Source organism: Sphingobacterium sp. ML3W (assembly GCF_029542085.1).
In the GTDB taxonomy this organism is placed as follows: domain Bacteria; phylum Bacteroidota; class Bacteroidia; order Sphingobacteriales; family Sphingobacteriaceae; genus Sphingobacterium.
This window is the reverse complement of record NZ_CP107036.1, coordinates 2,718,524-2,741,539: the sequence shown is the minus strand read 5'-3', so window position 1 is coordinate 2,741,539 and position 23,016 is coordinate 2,718,524. Positions and strand designations below refer to the sequence as shown.

Genomic DNA, 23,016 nt, shown 5'->3' with positions numbered 1-23,016 from the left:
AATGCTATCCTGCGATAAAGATCATTTTATCTTATTCCTTTGTTATTCTGATTTTTATATAGGTTGGATAGGTATTTTTATATATCTTTGATAAAGAACCAAAAGCCTTTAGCCTTTCCGTTGTTAACATGGAGATATTTCGACTTTTGGGGAACGAGTAATTTTTGAATTATGAAATATCTTTTTGTACTATTGCTCGGTTTATTCCTATTGTCCAGTTGTGACAAGGAAGAAGGTGATCCAGACTCCATGGAGATCGACGGTGCTGCATTAGCCAAAAAGTTTCAATTTATAGGTCGTTCTGTTGGTTTTTCAGTAAACCAGATTTATGTAGATCAAACCATAGACAAAAATTTCTACCTGGGAACAGTATGGGGATTGAAAGATACTATACCGACTGTGAAGCTAACTTCCCTTCGTAGTCATTATAAGCCTTTTAAAATTACAGTTGTGCCTACCACTTCCGCTATTTCAAATGCGAAGATCGTTCCAACCTTCGACGGAATTCGTTCCTATGCCCGTAAAAATAAAAGCACTGAGCTGACGATGTCAGGTTTTTCCATAACAGATTTCTTTGATTACGAATCAATCCGTTATCATCTCAATAATAGCCCTGACGTAGATAGTGTTTTAAAGCTTGTCGAACACCATGATTCAACAACAATCAAAAGAGCTTATAGCTGTTTGATGCGCAGTGAAAATATTGCATTTTCATTAATGGCACAATTCAATGAGTTTTCTTCAGCTTTTGGCCGTAAAGATGTTGCTCAGCTAAAACAAGCTGGTTTTAATCCCTATTATACAAATATTGTGAATTACGGTACGCATTTGATTATGATGGGAGAAAGCGATTATCCTCGGATTGATTTCAAAAATGTACTTGATAAATTATTGGAAGGGCAACCACTGACGGAGAAGGAGGAAACAATCTTGAACGCTTCGGATCTGCTAATTTATTTACGTGGTGGTAAAAGAGAAAGCTTTATCAAGCGCGAAAGCGGTCTGCAAGAAATAACTAAGCTGATAATAGAATTTAAAAAAGAGTTTGAAAAACAAAGTAATTCATTTGATTTCCCTATCAGTTATTCGCTCAGAAGTTTAGACAATTTTTCACCTTTGAAGTTTTGGTATTCCTATGATTTTCTTGTCCGTGAGGAAAAAGGTAATTAAAGTTTTTATACCGTACTATTTCCGTATGATGTAATCAATAGTATCCTCGCTACCAAGGCTAAAAGTAATTTTAGTTCTTTTCATTTTTATTTATACAGTTAATTATTGATTTGTCTATCGAATTTCATGCCATTTTTATTGTGTTGATGGCCTGGAATAGCTCAGCAAAAATTAGTAGCTTTATTTTTTTGAATTACTATGAAACTACGCTCTTTATTTTTTGCCCTATCGGTATCACTTTTTAACTTATGTCTAGCGCAGCCAGCAGATACGCGCACCAATGCTAAACAGGATGACAAACCTCTTGAAATAGCCCTTTCCAAAGCAGGGAAAAATAGGGCTTCATTGGAAAAAGTGCTCAAAGACGTGCCCAAAAATATGAAGGAAGGTGCAGTCTTCTTAATTTCCTATATGCCACAACGGGATCTGGAATCCTTAAGCAGTGATTTTTTATTACGCAATATTGAATTGGCCTATCGGGCAAAAGAGAAGTTCCCCTGGACAAAGCAGCTCCCTGATTCTATTTTTTTAAATGAGGTATTGCCTTATGCCGTGCTCAATGAAAATCGGGACGAATGGCGTGAAGAACTCTTTAATAGGTTTTCAAAGTATGTGGAGTCTTGTAAGACGCTCCGTGAAGCTATAGCCGCTGTCAATAAAAATATTCGGGACGAAGTTATGGTTGATTATAACACAAAAAGAAAACGGCCGGATCAATCTCCCGCGGAATCCATTGATCAAGGGATGGCTTCCTGTAGTGGGCTGTCAATCTTGTTGACTGATGCATTTCGTGCAGTGGGTATTCCATCCAGGGTAGCGGGAACCTTAAACTGGTTTGACAATCGTGGAAATCACAACTGGTGTGAGGTCTGGATAGATGGAAAATGGTATTTTACAGAATATTACCCCGATAAAGAGCTGAATCGTTCTTGGTTCTTAGCGGATGCGGGCAAAGCGGATGCAAGTAACCGGGAGCATGCCATTTATGCTTCTTCTTTCAAAGCGGCAGAAACATACTTTCCTTTAGCTTGGGATACAAACTTGAAATATGTGAATGGGGTGAATGTAACGCCTACTTATAAAGCTTTATATAACGAGCAGCAGCAACAAATTAACATAGACAATAAGCATACGGCAATTTATGTTATTGCTTACGAAAGTAAGGACAAGACCACACCCGAAGATCGGAAAAAGTGTAATATCGATATCTTTCAAGGGAAGGATCAAGTAGGCGGAGGTTCTACCAAAGATGCAAGACAAGATGCAAACGACAGGTTGCAGTTTGCAGTAGAAAAAAACAAAATTTATACGCTTAAATATAATAATAAACAAGGTACAGTGGAAAAGCAGGTGAAGGTAGAGAATGATCCTATGACAGTAACCATTTTCCTTGATTAGAAGACAAAATCTTTTTAATTATAAATTGTACTCGCTCTCTTGTCAGATGGCCCTTTAGAATCTGATAATAGAGCGAGTTTTTTTATCTAAGATTTTTTATTGGTATTTCCTGTCGGAGAAAAACAGCTGTCTAATTGCGATTAAAGCTGAGAAAACCAGGTTATGTAACTTTTTTTTTGCAATCTTAAACCGAATTTGTTTAAATTGCCAATCGAATTGTGACACAACCAATGTATTTGAAACCTTTATCCGAAGAAAATAAGAGGAATATTGCTATTCATCGAGATGAGAACTCTTTTAAGGCCTATTTTTTGGCTAATTATGGGGTGCTAAAAAGTAATGCATTTTCTTTTATAAAAGATAAACAATTGGCTGAAGATGTAGTTTCTGAAGTACTTTGGAAAATCTGGTACTTAGGACCGGATCTTATGAATATCGTGAGTCTCGAAAGCTACCTCCTTCGGGCGATCAAAAATAAATGCCTGAACCTGCTCCGGGTTCGTCAGCTCGTACTAACAGATGGCATTGAATATCAAGATACATTAATCGATCGCAATACACCTGAAGATATATTGATATCTACCGAAAGCATCCAACGCATCCAACAGGCTGTAGAATGTTTGCCGCCAAAAACAAAAGAAGCGTTTAAATTGGTGAAGGAAGAAAAGAAGACGTATTTGGAGACTGCGGAAACGATGGGAATATCTAAAAAAACTGTAGATAGACATATTCAAATAGCCCTTGGAAAACTATGGGCCTGCATGAAAGAAAAAAAATAATTTTTTTATTGGGGATTTTGTATTGCTTCGGTGTCTCTATCACAAATACACCGAATGCGTATGTTTTCATCTGAAGAAGAATACTTTTTATTTTTAGCCAATCGATTGCTTGAAGGAACTCTCACAGCAGAGGAAAGGAGTGTTTTGGATGATTTACTGCGAGCAGATGAAAATAAAAGACAACTAATTGCCTTCTTGGAAAGTGAGCAGGAGGAACGGCAAAATATCGAGGCCGAGATTATCTATGAAAAGTCAAAACCTATAGAATTGGTTGCCGATAGGGATTCTAATGTCCACCCCTTTTTAAATTACAAAAAAATAAAAATAATATCCATTGCAGCTAGTGTTTTGATGGTATTTGGATTGTTGACTTTTTGGTCTATAAAAAGAGACAAAGAGGTAAATATTGATTCAGAATGGCAAACAATTGCTACAGGAAAGGGAGAACGTAAATCGATCAAATTAAGTGATGGATCTGAGGTCTGGCTTAATAATGAAAGCACCCTGCGACTGAAAAGTGGATTTGGGAAAACTGACAGGGTATTGCAATTAATAGGGGAGGGCTACTTCTCGATTGCCAAGAATCCAAATTTGCCTTTGACCATTAAGACAGCGCACGCAGAGGTACTCGTACTGGGTACTAAATTTAATCTCCGTGCAATTCCAGATGAAAATATAACAACGACTTCGCTAATTGAAGGTAAGGTACAACTGAAAGTCGTGGAGAATAAGCAAACAAAAACCTATGAACTCCTGCCGGGAAACAAAATCTCTGTGATTAATTCGGTGCTGGAACCAAGCCATAATAAAAGCAAGCATGCTGTTATACAGCAGCAGGTAGCTTTTGAAAAACTTGATATAGTCGAGACTGAAGCTACGGAAACACTCTGGATGAAGAACCGTCTGGTGCTTAAAGGTGATGATTTTAATACCGTTGCCCGAAAGATGGAACGTTGGTTTGGAAAACCTGTTGTTATCAAAACAGAGCGATTGGCGGAACAGCATGTCACTGGTATATTCGAAGAAACAACGAGCGAGGAATTCTTGGATATGATCAAGCGAACCGGCATAAAACTAAATTACTATACCCTAAATGATACACTTTATGTAAAGTAAAATTAAAAAAGGGTATCCCTCATAGTGAGCAATACCCATACGTTTTAACCAATGGCATCGGACCCTAGGAAAGTAGGATGCCAATCGATTATTATTAAATACCAAAATTATGAAAAAAAAATCACATGTACTTTATCATGTGCCTATCTCGTATTACCTAAAATGGTTGTTAATGGCCAAATTTTTAATCATTTTCTTATTCGCATGTGTTGCAACTGGTCTAGCGAAAGAATCTAAAGCGCAGAAAACGGTTTCTTTACGATTTGAAGAGGTTCGGCTCAAAAATCTCTTGACTTCAATCGAGGAGCAAACCAAGATTAATTTCATCTATAACGATAATAGTATTCATGATATTAAAGTAAAGCGTGTTGATGTACGCAATAAAAAATGGACTGATCTATTGTTGCCAATCTTAGCGAAGGAATCTTTGGAGATGGATATAGTAAGTGAAAATCGTATTATCATCCGTTCGATGACCAGATCGCAGGATAAAATAGCATCGGGTACAATCAAAGATAGCCATGGAAAACCGTTGGCTGGGGTATCGGTGAAAGTAAAAGGAACAGACAAGATGACACAGTCCAATAGTGATGGACAATTCTCACTTGTGGTCGATAACGAAAACAACATACTGTTGTTTTCCTACCTGGGTTATCTCACGCAGGAGCTTCCTTATCAACGACAAGGGATGTCAGTGGTGTTACAGGAAGATCTCGCCCAACTGGAAGAAGTTGTTGTCATTGGATACGGAACCCAGAAGAAAGCAACGTTGACGGGTTCGGTCAGTCAGGTTTCCGGGAGCGAGCTGCAACGGTCGCCAGCACCTAACTTGTCCAATTCCCTTGCCGGGAGAATGCCGGGTGTAGTGGCCAACAATCGTTCAGGTCAGCCCGGGAGCGATAATTCTGAAATATTTATTCGCGGTAAAGGTTCCTTGGGAGACAATAGTCCATTGTATGTGATCGACGGGGTTGCCAACCGTGGTGGCATCGAGCGATTGAATCCGAGCGATATCGAAACTATTTCCGTATTAAAGGATGCTTCTGCTGCAATCTATGGTGCACAGGCTGCTAATGGTGTGATTTTGGTGACGACCAAACGTGGAAACGGTGATAAACCAACGATTTCTTACGATGGAAGTTATGGGCTCTCCGAGCATACACGTACACCTAAGTTGATGGATTCTTATCAGTTTATGGTATATGATGATGAAATCAATGCTCATTTTGGTCGAGTTGAAAAGTATAAGGATATTAAAGGAAAGTATTTGGATGGAAGTATCGATCCACTGCTATATGCAAATACAGACTGGATGAAGGCGGTATTTAAATCAGCCCCGCAAACACAGCATTCGCTCTCGTTGCGCGGTGGTGATGAAAAGGTACGTTATTATGTATCGGGTGGATACTTATATCAGAAACCAGGCTTTAAAAATACTGACCTGAATTTCAGAACGGTGCAGTTTCGCTCCAACCTCGATGCAAAGATCACCAAAGATCTGTCGGTATTGATTGAGGTCGCTACAAGACAGGAAAATCGCAACAATTCCAATTATGATATGGGGACCTTCTTTTGGGAAGCGTTCCATGCTTATCCGTTCTTACCAGATTACTATCCCAACGGGCTACCAGGCCCGGGACTTTCCTGGGGTAATAACCTGACAATCCTCGCTGCAGGGAAAACAGGTTATCAGCATATAAAAGATAATTTTATAAATACAAAAGCTGGCTTCGACCTCAAAACTCCTTGGTTGTTGGATGGATTAAGTTTTTCAGGATATGCCGCATTTGATTCGAGATATCGGCATGAAAAGAAGCTCAACAATATGTGGGATGCCTATCGTTATAATCCCGCAACCAAAGAATATGACAATATTCGGGAAACAACAGGTGATGTTAATATAAACCTTTCGGAGAGAAACGATAACGATCGCATCGAAACCTGGAATTTTAAAATTGGCTATGATAAGAAATTTGATGCGCATAGTATTAATGCCTTTCTTGCGTATGAGCAAAGCAAGAACAGAGGAGATTGGTTTTCAGCTTATCGCCGTGATTTCTTAAGTGATGCCGTAGATTATCTTTTCGCAGGAAGTGATAATCAAAAAAATAACGATGGGAAGGCAACAATCTCAGCTCGCCAGAATTACTTTGGCCGGGTAAGTTATGGATTTAAAGATAAGTATCTCGCCGATTTCACGTTGAGGAGAGATGGTTCGCAAAACTTCAGCAGCGATGCACGTTGGGGTTGGTTTCCCGGTGTCTCAGCAGGTTGGCGTATCTCCCAGGAAGATTTTTTTAAAGAAAATGTTCCTTTCATTAATGAATTGAAGATTAAAGCTTCTTGGGGTAAATTGGGAAATGATCGCGTAAGTCCTTTTCAGTATATCAGTACCTATGTACTCGGGGATGGAGCGATGTTTGGTGTTGACCCTAAAAGAGGGAAAGGTTTTACGGTAGGAAGATTGGCCAACCCTAATATTACCTGGGAAAAAGTGGATACGAAAAATATAGGTTTTGAGTCTGTTTTCTTTAAAAACACGTTGACTTTTGATCTACAGTATTTCTATTCGATGCGGACTGATATTTTAACACCAAAGCAGGCCTCAGTACCCAAATATACAGGATTGACTTTGCCCGATCAGAATATCGGCGAGATTTCAAACAGAGGGATTGAGAGTAGCCTGCTATATCGTAATAAGGTTGATGATTTTAGTTATTCTATTGGCGGAAATTTCACTTTTGTACGCAATAAGATTCATTTCTTTGATGAGGCACAAAATACACCGGAATGGCAGCGTAGAACAAACCACAGCATAGATTCCTGGTTGGTTTACAAAACCGATGGTATCTACCAGAATCAGGCCGAAATAGATGCTTCTCCACATTTATTGAATACCAAACCTGGTGATATCAAGTATGTTGATGTTGACGACGATAAAAAAATTACAAGTAATGATATGGTCCGGATTTACGAAAGTCCGATACCCGAAATTACCTACGGCATTACCATGGGGACGAAATGGAAAAATTTCGATTTGAATATCCTATGGTCGGGGCAGGGCAGGGCGAAACAGATCATCAAACCAGGGAGCTACAATAGAGATGTGACATATTTTGAAAATAGATGGACCTCAGAAGCGGAAACGCCGAATGCACTATATCCCAGAGCTTTTGATCGCGATGATACGTTTAATTCCATGAACTCGACATTCTGGTTAAAAAATGCCTCTTTCTTAAGACTGAAAAATGTAGAACTGGCTTACTCACTATCACCAGCCATGCTCGAAAAGATCAAGATGAAAAATCTGCGCGTCTTTATTAGCGGTTTCAATCTCTTTTCCATCGACCAGATCAAAATCCAGGATCCTGAAGGGATACAAGCTGGTGGCATGTATTATCCACAGCAGCGGATTTATAGTGTGGGGATGAATTTAAGTTTTTAATTGATAGATTACATGAAAACAACGATAAAACTATATATAGCAATTTTTTTTACAGCTTGTTTTACATCATGCGCTGATTATCTAGATGTCAAGCCTTTGGATTCTTTTACCGGAGAGGCTATATTTTCGGATGTCAGTTTAACGGAAGCTTATGTGAACAAGCGATATACGGAACTACGGGATGGGTTTGGAAATTTCGGTTTACGTTACATTTCCGATGAGGCATATCACAACTTCAACTCGGGTAATCCTTACTTATACAATCGGGGCGAGGTAACAGCAGATCAATTTGGTGATCACTCGACCTGGAACGCGTATTATGAAGGAATCAAGAACTGTAATATTTTCTTTGATAATATTGCTCAGCTCAAAGCAGACAAAGCGAAGGTAGATCGGTTGATTGGGGAGATGACTTTTCTGAGAGCATTTTTTTATGCGGATCTCGTTGCACGATTTGGCGGTGTCCCTCTGATTACAAAAACCTTCGATCTGAACAGTGATATGATGGTGCCCCGGAATACCTATGACGAATGTATCGATTTTATTGTAAAAGAATTAGATAAAGCAGCAGACTTACTTCCCCTCAGTTATGAGGGAAAGGATTTTGGTCGCGCGACTAAGGGAGCTGCATTGGCACTGAAGTCACGGGTAACATTATATGCCGCTAGCGTTTACTGGAACCCATCTAATGATAAGTCCAAATGGCAAAAAGCTGCGGATGCAGCGAAGGCTGTGCTGGATCTCAATCAATACCAGCTCGATCCGAATTACAAACAGCTTTTTACGAGCAACAAGAGCAAAGAGATTATTTTCATGAAGCAGTTCAATACGGAATTTGGGCACTCCTTCGACTGGACTGATTCTCCGAACGGTTTTACAGGCTGGTCAAGAACCTGTGTACTCCAAGACATGGTGGATGCTTATGAGATGGAGGACGGTTCAATACCTTCAGCACAACAGTACGTGGATGGTAAACCCTGGGAAGGGCGTGAGCCTCGATTCTATGCTTCTGTTGTCTGCGATGGTCAGCAATTTAGAGGAAGAGAGATTGAGTTCTATGTATCTTCTACCGGAAACAGAGCCAATAGTGGTAAAGACAGCGAATTCGGTATTGATGATTGGAATGCTTCAAAGACCCATTACACGATCCGCAAGTTTATGGACGAAAGTTTGCGCAATCCTTGGAACGATAAAAGCGCACAACCTTGGATTTACATGCGTCTGGGTGAGATTTACCTAAATTATGCGGAAAGCCAATATCAGTTGGGGAACGAGGAGGCCGCCCGTACTTACATCAATAAGATTAGAGAGCGGGCACGCGGAGGGAAGGCTGGTATACTTCCTGCTATTACAAGCACCGGGGCAGCACTTTTGGGAAAAATACAACAGGAACGCCGCATAGAACTTGCTTTTGAAGATCATCGTTTTTTTGATGTAAGACGTTGGAAAATCGCTGAACAGACCGAAAACAAACCAGCACGAAAAATCACGATTGTGCGGGATGACCAAACGAAAAAGAAAAATTATAAAATCGAGCTGTTGCAGGAACGGAAGTTCTTTCCACAGCATTATCTGCTTCCGATTCCGCGCAGTGAGATTCAACGAAATGCACTGTTGAAACAGAATCCAAGTTACGACTAATCAACCTACCGCCCAGGATCTGTCATGTACAGATCCTGGGTTCATTAAAAGCTAATCCTTATGAAAACGATCTTATTACTCGTGCTGCAGGCACTATTTTTTGTAAGTTTATTCGCGCAAAAAAATGATATTTCCATTGATACAGATCATAAAGAGCTAAACGATATCTTTGTGTGGGCAAAGCAGAAAGCGCGGTCTTTTGTTGTTACAGGCAAGAGAGGCCCAGTCAATATTCATCAGAAAAACCAAGAGTCAGCTACCGTTTCTTATTTACCTAGCTACTGGGCAGGCTATCCTTTGCGCACAGCATTCTATTCACGTGATTTTTGTCATCAAGCGATTGGAGCTCATTTATTAGGACTGGAAGCTGAAAATTTCACCATGCTCCGTGCTTTTGCCGCGAGTGCTACCCCTAGCCGAAAATGGTTCCCTTTATGGGCTATTAATTTTGATGGGACACCTTACACCTTAGATTATAAAAATGACGATAACTTTGTGCGCGAAATTCCAGCTGTTTTTGAACTCGTTGAAAAGAATGCTCAGCTCTATGACTGGACCAAAGATCAACGTTATCTGACTGATTCCGCATTAAGGCAATTCAATGCCAAAGCGGTCAGTGACTTCGTGCTAGCACATGATCTTAAAAATCCGAACGGTGTTGCTGAGAGTGATGGCTCTGGCAATATCTTCAAAGGCACCGTCACCTATAATGAACATCGTGACCAGACTTTGATCGAAGCAGGCGATGGTATCGGCAGTCAATATCAAGCTTATATGGCTTTTGCCGAGCTGTCAGAATTAAGTGGCAAGAACTCCCAGGCCAGGATCTATAACGAAAAGGCTAGCGCATTGCGGAACTATTTTAACAAGGAATGGGGGATAGTCGATAATAAAGAACTGTATAATCGGGGCTACGATAAGAATAATCTCCCTGTTGCTGGTTGGGGAAAAGAGAACTCTTGGTTTCTTCCCTTGAAAGAAATTACAGACCCACGATCGGACAGACATCTGAAGTATTTGGATTATATCGATGAACAGCTTGGCTCCAAAGAAGGATTACCCGAAAATATAGAAGCAATTACCTATGTGCCGGAGTTATTTTTTAAATATGGACAGAATGAGCGTGGCTGGAAATGGTTGAAATACATTATTTCAAAAATTAATACAGTGCATGCCATGGCAACATTGACTGGTAACAATGGCGATTACCCAGAGGTTTCTTTTGTACTGATCAGTAATGTTGTACAGGATATGATGGGCGTTAATCCCGGGGAAAAAGGTAAAGCTATAGAAACCTGCTCCCATCTTCCAAAAGAACTTGGCCGAGTGAAAGTGTCAAATGTCAAGATTGGTCAGGTACTGTACACTGTGGAGCAGCGTGCTGTATCGGAAACGATCTTGTCTTATACAGGAGGAGAAGCGGTACAGTATTGGCAGGCTGGTTTTCCGGGAAGTCATCCTTATCTCTACTGTAATGGTAAAAAGACTAAAAGTAGCATCGGCGAGAAAAATGGCATTACCTACAGTTATATCGATGTGAAGATCACAGGAGATAAGCAATATCGTGTAACGACTCAATTATAGATAAATCATGAAAACTAAATTATACTATTGGAGTCTTGTTGCCATTGGCCTACTGCAGTGGAGTTCATCGTTAGCTCAAAATTCAAAAAAATGGACGTTATTGAAAGGGAATAGGATTGAATGGAAGGTCAGAGAAGGAGAGAATCACGAAGACCATATTGAAATGGCAGGTTTACAAACCGCTGCTGTGGTTTACTATGGTGTTCGCAACGGTCGTCTCTTATTGGACAAAAAGATCGTATTTCCCATGTTGCGAACAATTCCCAACAATACACATGCAAGCCTAACCGTACCCTTTCAAGATAATAAGTCTTTATTAATAAAAGTAGATGGTGTAGAGGTCGATGAATATCCGCTGAGCTTTGGGCTCGATGGAAAATTATGTGTTTATTCAAAAACGAATTCTCCGCTGGAAATACAGCGGACCTTATTTCCCGCAGTTGATAAACCTGTTTTGATTGAACAAGTTAAGTTGGTTAATACGGGGAGTAAACCCTTACAGATTGATCTGACTAACAAGTATTCAAAATTCTATTCCGACCCTGAAAAAAGTGTATATGGGCAATATGTCGTGCAGGCTTTACTAAGAGATAGCCTCGTCCCAAAACTTGAACCACTGCAGTCTTATCAATTCAATATTGTGTATGAGGGGAAGAAAATCACCGAACCAGCTTATCAATATTCGCCTTCCTATGAATTAGGGAAAAGGGAGGACTTTGTGAAAAGTTTAGCTGGTGATCTTATTCTGGAAACACCCAATGATACAATCAATACAGCATTTGCCTTTGCGAAGATTCGTGCAACAGAAAGTATCTATGATACAAAGGGCGGATTAATGCATGGTCCTGGGGGCTTAAGCTACTATGCCGCGATATGGGCAAATGATCAGGCGGAATATGCCAATCCTTTCTTTCCATTTTTAGGCAATCGCAACGGCAATGAAAGTGCGATTAATTCCTTCCGTCATTTTGCCCGTTTTATGAATTCGGATTATAAACCGATTCCCAGTTCAATAGTTGCTGAAGGTGACAGTTATTGGAATGGAGCCAAAGATAGGGGGGATATGGCGATGATTGCCTATGGGGCATCGCGTTATGCCCTGGCATTGGGTAAGAAAGATATCGCTACTGAGCTGTGGCCATTGATTCATTGGTGTTTTGAGTATCTTGAACAGCAGAAGACAGATGAGGGCGTATACCGCTCAGACAGCGACGAATTGGAAGGCAGAGCTCCTGCAGGAAAGATTAATCTGTCGACGAATAGTATTGCGTATGGTGCTTATCGAAGTGCTGCGGATCTGGCCCGTGAGTTGGGGAAGGATGAACTTTCAGAACTATATCTACAGCGTGCTGGAGAACTTCGGAGCGCGATTGTTAAGTACTTTGGAACCGACGTGCAGGGATACTCCACGTATCGTTATTATGATGGAAATAACATCTTAAGGGCTTGGATATGTTTGCCCATGACGATGGGCATTACCGAGCGGAGCGCAGGAACAATCGACGCATTGTTGTCAAAATATCTTTGGACCAATAATGGTATCCTGACACAATCCGGAGATAAGGTATTCTGGGATAGGGCAACATTGTATGCCTTTAAGGGATTTTTTATGACAGGTGCGACAGAAAGAGCGCTTCCCTATTTTAAATATTACTCTTCGATGCGCCTTTTGGGCGATCACGTCCCTTATCCAGTAGAGGCGTGGCCCGAAGGTGGACAAAGACATTTAAGTGCAGAGAGTGCCCTTTATTGTCGTGTCATAACTGAGGGTTTATTTCATATTGTACCCACCGGGTTACGTAAGTTCAGCATAAATCCCAGTTTACCAAAGGAATGGAAGTATATGCGACTTAGGCGCATAAGAGCCTTTGACCGTGTGTTTGATCTTGAAGTAGTTCGGAGAGGCAAACAAGAGTTCCTTGTTGTGAAACAACAAGATGGAACGACAATTCAAAAAATGATTTTAAAGAACCAAGCTATCAGTATCACGTTAAATTAAGCGAATAAATCGCTACAGGGCGACCAGTAGCGATTTATTTTTAATTATATGTCCTTATAATGGGCAGAAATTCTGCATATCTTTCCATGTCCCTCTAGTTCCATGTACTCTGCGGATAGCGAGCCATTGATACTTTTGTAGAAAAGTACAATGGAATTTACGTCTTTGTATTGCTAAATTAAACAAACGGTTGCGTTTTGATCGGAGTTGTCAATGCTAATAATTCTCATTATTATCGTATTGCTATAGTAAATGAGTACTTAAAATAAGATAAAGTGAAAAAATATATATCACTGGCGGCAGCTCAAATGTTGTCGGTTCTATTATTGTCAGCGCAAACGGCCAAGTCAGATGCACTATTACGATTGTTGGGAACAAGAAGTTGGATACGACTTGATATGAAAGATGGAAAGAACGATCTTTCGGGTACCAAGCTGTTCTGGTCAAAGACGCATAGGAAGCCTGCTGTTGCCAATGCGGTACTGGCGGAGGGCACCAAACGCTATTATATCCAGCAGGTTGATCCAGAGACAACGTATTATGTTTGGGTGGAATCTGCAGCTGGCAAGCCTTTGGCGCAAGGGAAATCCTATACCGCTAAAAGTTGGACGTTGGATGACGCCGAACTCGAGGAAGAGAAAAGAAATCCAAGTTCAGCTGTTGTTCCTGTCGGTATGGAAATTTTTTGGCAGGACGAGTTTAATGATCAACTTTTAAACCGGAATAAATGGACCAGCAATTATTTCTCCTCATTGAATTATCTAAATGAAAAATCAAAGCAGGAAATGTTGCAGGATCAATTACCCCAGCCGGCCTATACGCTCGACGGATCCGCAATAAACCTCTATGTGAACGATAGCATCCCAAAGCGAATCTTTACAGAAGGTGGAAACCAAAAGATTTCGTCCATTCAGACCTATGACTGGAAAACGAATGAAAACCTATTGGACAATAGTAAAGGTGGTTATTTTGAGGTAAAAGTACGCCGCAATCGTCAAGGTAACCCGAAAGGAACAAATACTGCATTTTGGTTCGATTCACCAGGGCCAGATATTCGTTACTATCTTCAAGAGGGGGCAGAGGTTGATGGAATAAAAGGAATACGCCCAAAAGGCCAATTGTTTGAAATAGATGTGTTTGAATATATCACGGCTCAATTTGTCATCCACGGACATGTTGATGCGAAAGGTGTATTTCAACGTAATCTTGCTACACATATTGCCGAAGGCTATGAGCATGTAGGCCAGTGGGTTACCCATGGTGTGTTGTGGGCTCCAACAAGTATTAAGCATTATATCAATGGTGATTTAATTAAAGAATACAACAATAAGAATCAAATCTATTCACCCAACCATTTTATGAATGTGTTTTTGGGCGCATACGGTTCCGAAGGTGGGGTGAATATGGAGGTCGATTATATCCGTGCCTATAACTGGCCTTTGCGTGATGGAAATGAGCTCCCTAATCCCGATTTTGAGGGAAAAGCTGGTCTTCAGCCCTGGGAAGGTGAGGGGACGATCGAGCAAGGTTTAGGTGAAAAGGGTAGTAAGGCTCTTGTACTTGCTCAAGGGAAAAAGATAGAACAATACATTTATCTGGACCCGGAGCAACAATTTAACCTTACGTATTGGGGTAGAGGTGGCAGTATAACCGTAGCAGCAGACGATGTGAAGGTTGTGACCGGAGAACTGTCGAACCTAAAGCAAAAGACGCTGGAGTTGGGTAAGAAAGGTAAAAAGCACGAAATTAATTTTGTGACTGGTCAGGAAATCAAGCCAAATAAAAAAATAGTGCGAATAACCTTTACAAACACAGGTAAAGAGACCATATCTTTAGATAATATCACAGTAAAGAAGAAATAAGAACAACTGAGACTTATCCTACTATAATAATGGAAATATGGCTCCATGTAGTTGAATAAAAATCAATACATGGAGCCTGTTTTTTGCATAGAAAGTAACCGAATACTCTTTGTCGTAATGGAGTTTTAAAAGCTGCAAAAAGCCAAATAAAACAGATGGTATTCTATTTTCGATTGACGAATTGTCTAACGGCTACTTGGATACTCCTGTATCCAATGAAAAGAGCGTTTCATTAATTCTGGTTTTTGAGGATCCTGTTTGATAAGTTTAATTTTCTCGATACGGTTGTCAACAGCTTTCGTCAATAAGATATTTCCATTTTGATCGATTTCATAATCGTATCGATAATTGTTTAAGGTGAGTTTTTGTTGTTGGGAATCAATTAAGATATTTAGGGACAGTGGATTGTAGTCTATATCACGGACAAAGGCACGATCGTTATCCTGCTGAAAAATGATCTGCCGCCATTCTTTTGGAATGGTTTTGATATTCTCATCGGTTTTTTCAAAATGGTAGATTCCATAGAGTGGTGATTTTTTAAAATAGGCGTCGATCATCTTCTTGGTGTTAAAAATCCCAATTACCTGCTGTACTCCAAAGATGATAAGTATTAATATTTTAAAGACGATAAGCCCTTTTCTCTTCCATACTTTATTAAATAATGGTTTTTGAATGGTAAATAACTGTGTTGGTTGCCCTTTAATAAATAGGGAAACCAGTGCATTCGCGGAAGGTAGCAACAAAAACAGTGAAAGCAAAAACAAGGCGGTCGAAACCATCTTCACTGGGACATCGTAAAAATAGTTGATGGACATGATGTTAATGCTAGTGACAATGGTTACTAAAGCCCCCAACACAACGGTTTTTCGGAATAGAAGGAATCCCGACAATATTTCAGCTATTCCTATGAGAATATTGTAGCCTTTGGAAAAACCAATAAATGTCCATGCCAATCCCATCGGAGTGTATTCTCCCAATGGTTGTATCAACTGTGCCAGTGAGGGCGGTTGCATCTGGAAATGCATCACTTTAATTACACCGTAGTTTATCAACATGAATGCAATATAATAACGTATTGCTGTTGTCAACCAATAATACAAGGTTTCATAGTTTTGACACTTCAAATCAAACAAAGACCAGCTAATTGTAGTTACCGCAGTAATTATGAGAAGAAAAAGTAACGATACCCAGGCATAGGAAGTATCCCCACTTCCATTGATAAAAATAGTATAATCATACTGATATTGTAAAATAGTTTTCGCAAACCAAGGTATGATCCAATGCATAAGATCAGTTAATGGCTTGCCGATGTATCCGAAAAGTGGAAAAGCACCATTATTGAAAACTAGTATGAATGAAAAGATGAAAACAAAAGAAAATCGGAAGAAGAATTTCTTTGATGGGGACCATACTTTGAGACTGTTTTCTGCAATAGGAGTCATAATAAACGTTTATATTGATTAATTTAATATTTATTCATGAGATTAAATGCTTAAATAATTAAATAGATAATAGGATCAGGTTTTCTCTTGTTTGTCCAGAAGTTTTTATCTTGTTTTAAAATATGGATAGCATGGATAAAATCAAGAATTATTTTGACTCGCTCATTGCGATGGAGATCGAGGACTGGAATATTTTTTCTTCAATGCTTTCCAAAGCAGTTTTTCCGAAAAAATCATTGATCCTGGAAATGGGCAAGACGGAGCGCTATTTATCTTTTATTGAAAAGGGGATTGTTCGGTTCAATATTCCAAAATTAGATTATGATTTTACATTTGGGTTTGCCTTTGAAAACTCCTTTGTGAGCGCCTATGATTCATTCCTGACCCAAAATGCATCGTCCTATAATCTTGAAGCGATTACAGATTGTGTCTTGTGGCAGATATCTTATGATGATCTGAATATCGTGTATAAAACGACACAGGTGGGGAATTTTATCGGACGAAAGGCTATCGAAGATATCTTTTTGAAGAAAATGAAACGTGAATTTACCTTACTCGAAGATTCAGCCAAAACGAGGTATGTTAATCTGATGCGGGAACAGCCTGAGTTAATTAAAAATATCCCCCTCAAATACCTGGCATCTTATATTGGGATTAGACCACAATCGTTAAGCAGAATCCGGAAGGAAATTTCTTAACAATTGTTCATTGATAAGGAGTAGAAAGGCTCATAACTTTGAATAAAAAAAATTATGAAACCACTTTTTGTTTTACTTACAGTATTTCTCATCAGCAATTTAGTTATACGACAGTATAAGGACGATATGGATTACCATTTAGCTGGAAAAATAGCCCTTGCTGCCACATTATTGTTTACCTCCCTTGGACACCTCATCTACACAAAAGGCATGCTGTTGATGCTCCCTGGTTTTATCCCATTAAAAAAAGAAATGATTTATGTGACCGGACTATTGGAGGTCATGGGAGCCTTCGGTTTATTTATACCATCTTTAAGCCGTCTTACAGGGATGCTTTTAATTGTCTTTTTTATACTGATACTACCGACAAATATATATGCGAGTATGAGGCACCTGAACTATGAAACTGCGACTTTTGATGGAAAAGGCCCAGGCTATTTGTGGTTTAGAATTCCATTTCAACTGTTGCTGATCGGCTGGACTTATTATTTTGTGCTACGTTAATTTACGCTCCTCTTAACTTAAAGATAGCAATAAGTTAATATTGAAAAGTTTAGTTTTATTTAACAATATTTTATTTTTGCTAAACATTTAATAGTGAATAGATGAGAGAAGCGATCAAGATGGTGGTATTTGACATGGCAGGTACTACTGTAAATGAGAATAATATAGTTTATAAGACACTTCAACAGGTGATAAATCAAATTGGGGGGCATCAACTTACATTGACAGAAGTGTTGGAGCACGGAGCTGGCAAGGAAAAGTTACAGGCCATTAAGACTGTACTAAAAAATTGCCTCAATATAGTTGACGATCAATTAGCTGAGCAGATGTTCCAATCATTTTTGCAAGCACTTGAAAATGCCTATGAAGTAGCAGACATTTATCCGAATTCGAATGCCAATAAACTTTTTTCGATTTTGAAAGAGATGAATATACTTCGGGTATTAAACACGGGATATGATCGCAAAACAGCGGAATCCCTTTTGAAAAAGCTTAATTGGGTTGTGGGACGAGATATTGATGCATTGATTACGGCATCCGATGTGCCTAAGAATAGACCATATCCAGATATGATTGATCTTGCAAGAGCAAATTTTGCAATAACAGATCCCACAGGTGTGGTGAAAATAGGGGACTCGGTTATTGATATAAAGGAAGGTCAGAACGCTGGTTGTGCTTTAAGCATTGGCATTACGACAGGTGCGCATCATGCTGAACAGCTAAAGTCAGCTAATCCGGATTATGTGATTGATGATCTACTGGAAATTGTACCAATTATAGAAAAATACAATATCCCAAGTCAGCTGGTTTAATGAAATGAAGATCGTATAAAATGAAATAAAGCAGAAAGAGACCATCCAATCGGTCTCTTTCTGCTTTAATATGTCAAGCTTAATGCAAGTGTCTATTGCATCTGCATACCTTCCATGGAATTTTGGTTTTTGTTTTTCTTGAACATGTTCATGTCCATTTTGCCAAAACGATAAGATAGGTTCAATTTGACAAGCTGTGGATTGGAGAGACGATAATACTCTTGGTAGAAACCATCACCCGAAGATACTATGGTATTTCCGCGGGTTCTAAAGATATCGTTTACCGCCAATGTCACGGAAGCGGCCTGGTTTTTCAAGAAACTCTTCTTGATGGCAAAATCGATCCCATAAAAAGGCTTAATGTATCCTTGAGAGGAGCTTTGGGCCTGATTCATCGGTGGACCAAAGGTTTGATTTTGTGTGACCGGCATATTTGTTTTTCCTTGATATTCAAATGCGAGCTGAAGGTTCCAGTTCTTTTTCAAATTGAACGTATTATTCAATTTTCCAAATACGGTCCACATACCTTCTGATGGTGTCTTGTCATCGATTTCAATTTTTGAATTGTAGAAATTTAGGTCTGCTGTCAGATCCCACCATGTTTTTAAATTATTGGTGTAGGTGAACTCTGCACCATAGTTTTTGCTGGAATTCGCATTAATATAGGTGTTGATGAAATCCATTTTGTCCGTAATGGGATTGAGCTCCTGTGTCAGGTATCGGGTGATCAGGTTCGTGGTATATTTGTAATAAACTGAAGCCAGGAAAGTCCCTTTACCATGTGTTCGGCTATAAGACAATTCGCCCGAGGTTGTAAACTCTGGGACGAGGTCCGGATTACCACGTGTAATATTTAAGCTGTCCGTATAATCAACAAATGGAATTAACTGAAAGAAGTTAGGACGATTAACACGACGCGTGACACTCATCTGTAGTTGATCTTTCTCCGTCAGTTTCTTACTCAGAAATAGGGAGGGGAAGAGACTAAGCGGGTATTTATTGTGGAATTTTTGGTTTGTATTGATTAGTTCACCGTCATAGGTGGAATTCTCGACACGTAAACCGACTTTATAAGATACCCAATCTTTAAGGTTGCCTCCAAGTGAAGCATAAGCCGCATAGACTGTATTCTTATTGTCGTAATTGGCTGACGCAGCACTGATATCCTCATAATCATCTTTATCGCGGGCTTTAAGACTGTTGCTATTCAGGTTTTTGAGCTTGTTGATCTGTGCGCGAACTCCCGTTTCAAGTTTCATCCCATTTTTGAATGGTTTAACATAATCTGCCTGTACAGTCATAAATTTATTGTCGCCAGATCCAACGTTCTTTTGGATCTGTGAACCAATGATTCCACTGTTATCTAAATAATTGGTGGTGTAAGTGCCATTAGATTTGTTTGTTCCGCCGAAATAATTGAAGTCCGCGGTCAATTCCTCGCCCTCGGTTTTGAATTTCTGAACAAGGCCCGCCTGTAAACCTCTAGGTTTGAAACTACGTTCGGACGCTGAAATTCTATTGCTATTGCCTTGCGTTTCCGTCGTTATCATCGTGTTTTCATTGGGGCGAAATTTGCCTTCGACAAAGATTCCGGCAACAGATACGGTCGTGCGCGGACTAAGGTCATAGTCTAATCCGAGTCTTCCAAAGCTGATCGTTCCCTTGGTTTTACCTTCGATATCCTGGTTAACGGTAGATTTAACGCCATCAATTGTGCTTTCCCGATAGCTATCACCTTCGGTATTCGTCCGCATGCGCATATTCATTCCCGTAAGGGATATATTGAATTTGTTTTGACGCAAATTGAGACTTCCCATAAAATTGGTTCCGCCAAAGCGATCTGCTCCAAGGGTAAGCATACCATTGTAACCTGTTTTTTTATTCTTTTTCAGGATAATATTTAAAATTCCGGCCATACTCCCCGAAGCATCGTATTTAGCAGAAGGGTTGGTGATGATTTCGATCTTTTCGATCACGTCAGCAGGTATTTGGTCTGGCGTTAGTGTTGTCGGTTTGCCATCTACAAAAATAGTCGGTGCAGCATTTCGGAGCTTGACATTTCCATCAATATCAACTTGCACAGAAGGCATATTGCGCATAACATCGATGGCAGTACCACCCGCTGCTACAATATTCTTTTCTACATTGTATACTTTTTTGTCGATATCCATTTCAAGTAAAGCTTTACGACCAGTAACCGTTACCTCGTCTAGCTTTCGATTATCATTTTCCAATGTGATAGCACCAAGATCTTTATCCAAAACTTTGCTATCAGATCCATACTCGACCGCAATATCTTTAGCGGTGTAACCTACTGAGCTTATTTTTAACTTCCATTTGTCTTTGGTGGATAGTGCCGTAAAGCTAAATTTTCCATTTTCAAGCGAACTCGTGCTTTTGAATAAGATTTCCCGCTCTTTGCCTGTAGACTGATCATGAATCACCCGCAGTAGATTGACAGAAGCCTGTGCGATTGGTTTACCCTGAAGGTCTATCAGTTGACCGGAAAGTTTGCCTTCAGCGACAGCTAAACTGCTGGGACGACCACTGGGAGCTGTTTGGGCATGTAATGAGGCAACGGCGGTTGCCAATAAGAGTGCTGCTATAATTTTTTTCATTTTTTCTTTGCTATACGGATCAATAGCCGGCGTTGGACAAATTGACCCCAAGCAAATTTGTAAATGATTTTTATTCTACACAATCATCTGTAGACCGACGGGCCTAATGTGTAGACGAATGGCCATTATCGAATGCTGTTATCTTTGCTCGCTGGCCCTTTTGTCTGAAACTGCTCCATATTTTTGACATATTTTTTGCCAATCGGCAGTTCCACTTCAGGTAATGTAAGTTTTGCAACTGTGCAATGTTCGATCCTATTTTTGTTGACGATAAAGGAATTATGTATTCGGAGGAAGTTCCCCGTTGGCAATAATTTTTCCATACCACGTAAATTGCTCCGGGTTAGCAGTGGAACCGGCCGGTCAACCAAATAGATTTTTACATAGTCTTTTAAACCTTCGATATAACTGATTTCGTGGAGAAAGATCTTGGTTTTTTTATATTCTACATGCACAACAATATGGTCTTTTTCAACAACATGTTTGTTGCGTAGTGTCATAATATCTGCTACTTTTCGAATCGCAGCCGTGAGCCGTTCTTTTGAAATAGGCTTCAAAAGATAATCTACTGCATTTAACTCAAATCCCTCAACAGCATATTGATGATAGGCTGTTGTAAATATGATTAACGGTGGATCTTCGAGATCCCTGACAAATTGTGTTCCTAGTTGTTCCGGCATCTGGATGTCCAGAAAAATGAGATCGACCGAATGGTTCTTCAGGTAGTCAACAACATCTACAGGGGCATGAAATTTTTGTAGAATTTCAATTTGGTCAAAACTCAACAGATCGTCCTCCAGCAAATTAAGAGCGAATGGTTCGTCGTCAATGAGTATACATTTAATCTTCATCTGTCATTAATCTGAGTGCAACTTCAAAATAGTCGTCTGCTGTCCTTTTGATCTTGAGGTCATGGCGGTTGGGATAAAGCAACTGTAATCGTCGTTTCACATTCGCCAATCCGATCCCTTCATTTGGCCGGTGCTCAGTATATTGTAATATTTTATTGACCGATTTAAAAATAAGCCCTCCCGGAATATCTACGAATTGAAACTGGATGTATGGGCTATTTTTACTATCTACTCCGTATTTGAAAGCATTTTCTACAAAATGAATAAATAATAGCGGTGGGATCATTCTATTCTTGAGGGTGCTTTCTATTTTTAGATCAACTTCACCCGCAATGGGAAGCCTTAATGTCTGTAAAGCAATGAAATTGCGCATATGATCAATTTCTTTGAAAAGTTCGACCTTTGGCCCATCAACTTCATAAAGGATGTAGCGTAGCATTTCGGAGAGCTTGACTATTGTCCCCTCGGAATCGGGTGACTGTTTGCGGATCAGCCAACGAATATTGTTGAGCGTATTAAATAAAAAATGTGGACTGATCTGAAGTTTCAAAATAGTCAGTTCGGCAGTTGTCTTTTCTAATGCAATTTGTTTATTAAGTTCCTTTTGTCTGGCCTGTTCATTATAAAGAAAAATCATGGACGAGGTGATCATACAAAGTGAGTAGATAATCCCTGGGCCTACAACGAGTCGCACAAATAGTATATTCTCCTTTTTAAAATGAGCTAATTCCCCATTGGGATTGAAATAGACGATTGCATAATTGAGCATGACATATGTGGCGAAGCCTAATGCAATCAATAGGATGAGCATCTTTCGGCGACCAAAGAAATATTTCGGTGCGACGAGGTAACAAAGAAGATAAAAATTGCTTGCCAGAAAGATGATATTGGCCAGATGGGATAGTGCCGAATAGATTTTAAAATCAGCGATTTTATCGGGTTGATAAAGATAAGTAATAAAAGGCAGTAAGAGCAGAATGATCCATATCGCAATATGTAAATAGAATTTTCTAAAGAATCTACTGATCATGGGGACGTTCTTAAAGTTGTGCTATTATTGGACTATAGTCAAAAATATAAAAATATTTGTGATACTA

At 39.6% G+C, this 23,016-nt stretch carries 16 protein-coding genes; 12 read left to right on the top strand and 4 right to left on the bottom strand.

Annotated features, from left to right (window positions below):
- Positions 1-171 precede the first annotated feature (171 nt).
- The 9 genes from OGI71_RS11820 to OGI71_RS11780 all read left to right on the top strand — a co-directional run bounded on the left by OGI71_RS11820 (position 172) and on the right by OGI71_RS11780 (position 14,994).
- Positions 172-1,170: a hypothetical protein gene (locus OGI71_RS11820; protein WP_282255658.1), complete on the top strand. Its 999-nt coding sequence runs from the start codon at positions 172-174 to the stop codon at positions 1,168-1,170.
- Between the two features lie 198 nt (positions 1,171-1,368).
- Positions 1,369-2,568, top strand: a complete 1,200-nt coding sequence (locus tag OGI71_RS11815; RefSeq protein WP_282255657.1) for a transglutaminase-like domain-containing protein — start codon at positions 1,369-1,371, stop codon at positions 2,566-2,568.
- 230 nt (positions 2,569-2,798) lie between these two features.
- Positions 2,799-3,347 (top strand): sigma-70 family RNA polymerase sigma factor, encoded by a 549-nt coding sequence (locus OGI71_RS11810; protein ID WP_282255656.1) that lies wholly within the window; start codon positions 2,799-2,801, stop codon positions 3,345-3,347.
- Positions 3,348-3,407: 60 nt separating this feature from the next.
- Positions 3,408-4,463 (top strand): FecR domain-containing protein, encoded by a 1,056-nt coding sequence (locus OGI71_RS11805; RefSeq protein WP_282255655.1) that lies wholly within the window; start codon positions 3,408-3,410, stop codon positions 4,461-4,463.
- Between the two features lie 109 nt (positions 4,464-4,572).
- The gene (locus OGI71_RS11800) at positions 4,573-7,908 is read left to right on the top strand and encodes a TonB-dependent receptor (RefSeq protein ID WP_282255654.1); all 3,336 of its coding nucleotides are present in this window, start codon (positions 4,573-4,575) and stop codon (positions 7,906-7,908) included.
- A gap of 12 nt (positions 7,909-7,920) precedes the next feature.
- Positions 7,921-9,549: a RagB/SusD family nutrient uptake outer membrane protein gene (locus OGI71_RS11795; protein WP_282255653.1), complete on the top strand. Its 1,629-nt coding sequence runs from the start codon at positions 7,921-7,923 to the stop codon at positions 9,547-9,549.
- Between the two features lie 60 nt (positions 9,550-9,609).
- Positions 9,610-11,133: a hypothetical protein gene (locus tag OGI71_RS11790; RefSeq protein ID WP_282255652.1), complete on the top strand. Its 1,524-nt coding sequence runs from the start codon at positions 9,610-9,612 to the stop codon at positions 11,131-11,133.
- Positions 11,134-11,140: 7 nt separating this feature from the next.
- On the top strand, positions 11,141-13,132 hold the full coding sequence (locus tag OGI71_RS11785; RefSeq protein WP_282255651.1) for a hypothetical protein: 1,992 nt from the start codon (positions 11,141-11,143) through the stop codon (positions 13,130-13,132).
- Between the two features lie 275 nt (positions 13,133-13,407).
- The gene (locus tag OGI71_RS11780) at positions 13,408-14,994 is read left to right on the top strand and encodes a family 16 glycosylhydrolase (protein ID WP_282255650.1); all 1,587 of its coding nucleotides are present in this window, start codon (positions 13,408-13,410) and stop codon (positions 14,992-14,994) included.
- A gap of 185 nt (positions 14,995-15,179) precedes the next feature.
- Here the strand turns inward: OGI71_RS11780 and OGI71_RS11775 are convergent, their stop codons facing one another.
- Positions 15,180-16,436, bottom strand: a complete 1,257-nt coding sequence (locus OGI71_RS11775) for a hypothetical protein (RefSeq protein ID WP_282255649.1) — start codon at positions 16,434-16,436, stop codon at positions 15,180-15,182.
- A gap of 131 nt (positions 16,437-16,567) precedes the next feature.
- Between OGI71_RS11775 and OGI71_RS11770 the strand changes: the two genes are divergently transcribed.
- The 3 genes from OGI71_RS11770 (at position 16,568) to OGI71_RS11760 (ending at position 18,450) form a co-directional block, all read left to right on the top strand.
- Positions 16,568-17,134, top strand: a complete 567-nt coding sequence (locus OGI71_RS11770) for a cyclic nucleotide-binding domain-containing protein (protein ID WP_282255648.1) — start codon at positions 16,568-16,570, stop codon at positions 17,132-17,134.
- Positions 17,135-17,188: 54 nt separating this feature from the next.
- The gene (locus OGI71_RS11765; protein ID WP_282255647.1) at positions 17,189-17,638 is read left to right on the top strand and encodes a hypothetical protein; all 450 of its coding nucleotides are present in this window, start codon (positions 17,189-17,191) and stop codon (positions 17,636-17,638) included.
- 101 nt (positions 17,639-17,739) lie between these two features.
- Positions 17,740-18,450, top strand: a complete 711-nt coding sequence (locus OGI71_RS11760; protein ID WP_282255646.1) for an HAD family hydrolase — start codon at positions 17,740-17,742, stop codon at positions 18,448-18,450.
- Between the two features lie 92 nt (positions 18,451-18,542).
- Here OGI71_RS11760 and OGI71_RS11755 read toward each other — a convergent pair whose 3' ends face one another.
- From OGI71_RS11755 to OGI71_RS11745, 3 genes are all read right to left on the bottom strand, one after another.
- A complete protein-coding gene (locus OGI71_RS11755; protein WP_282255645.1) occupies positions 18,543-21,068 on the bottom strand; it encodes a TonB-dependent receptor in 2,526 nt (841 codons plus the stop codon).
- Positions 21,069-21,193: 125 nt separating this feature from the next.
- Entirely contained in the window at positions 21,194-21,919 is a 726-nt protein-coding gene (locus OGI71_RS11750; protein WP_282255644.1) for a LytTR family DNA-binding domain-containing protein, read from the bottom strand.
- A complete protein-coding gene (locus OGI71_RS11745; protein WP_282255643.1) occupies positions 21,909-22,949 on the bottom strand; it encodes a histidine kinase in 1,041 nt (346 codons plus the stop codon). Before OGI71_RS11745 ends, OGI71_RS11750 begins: the two co-directional genes overlap by 11 nt.
- Positions 22,950-23,016 lie beyond the last annotated feature (67 nt).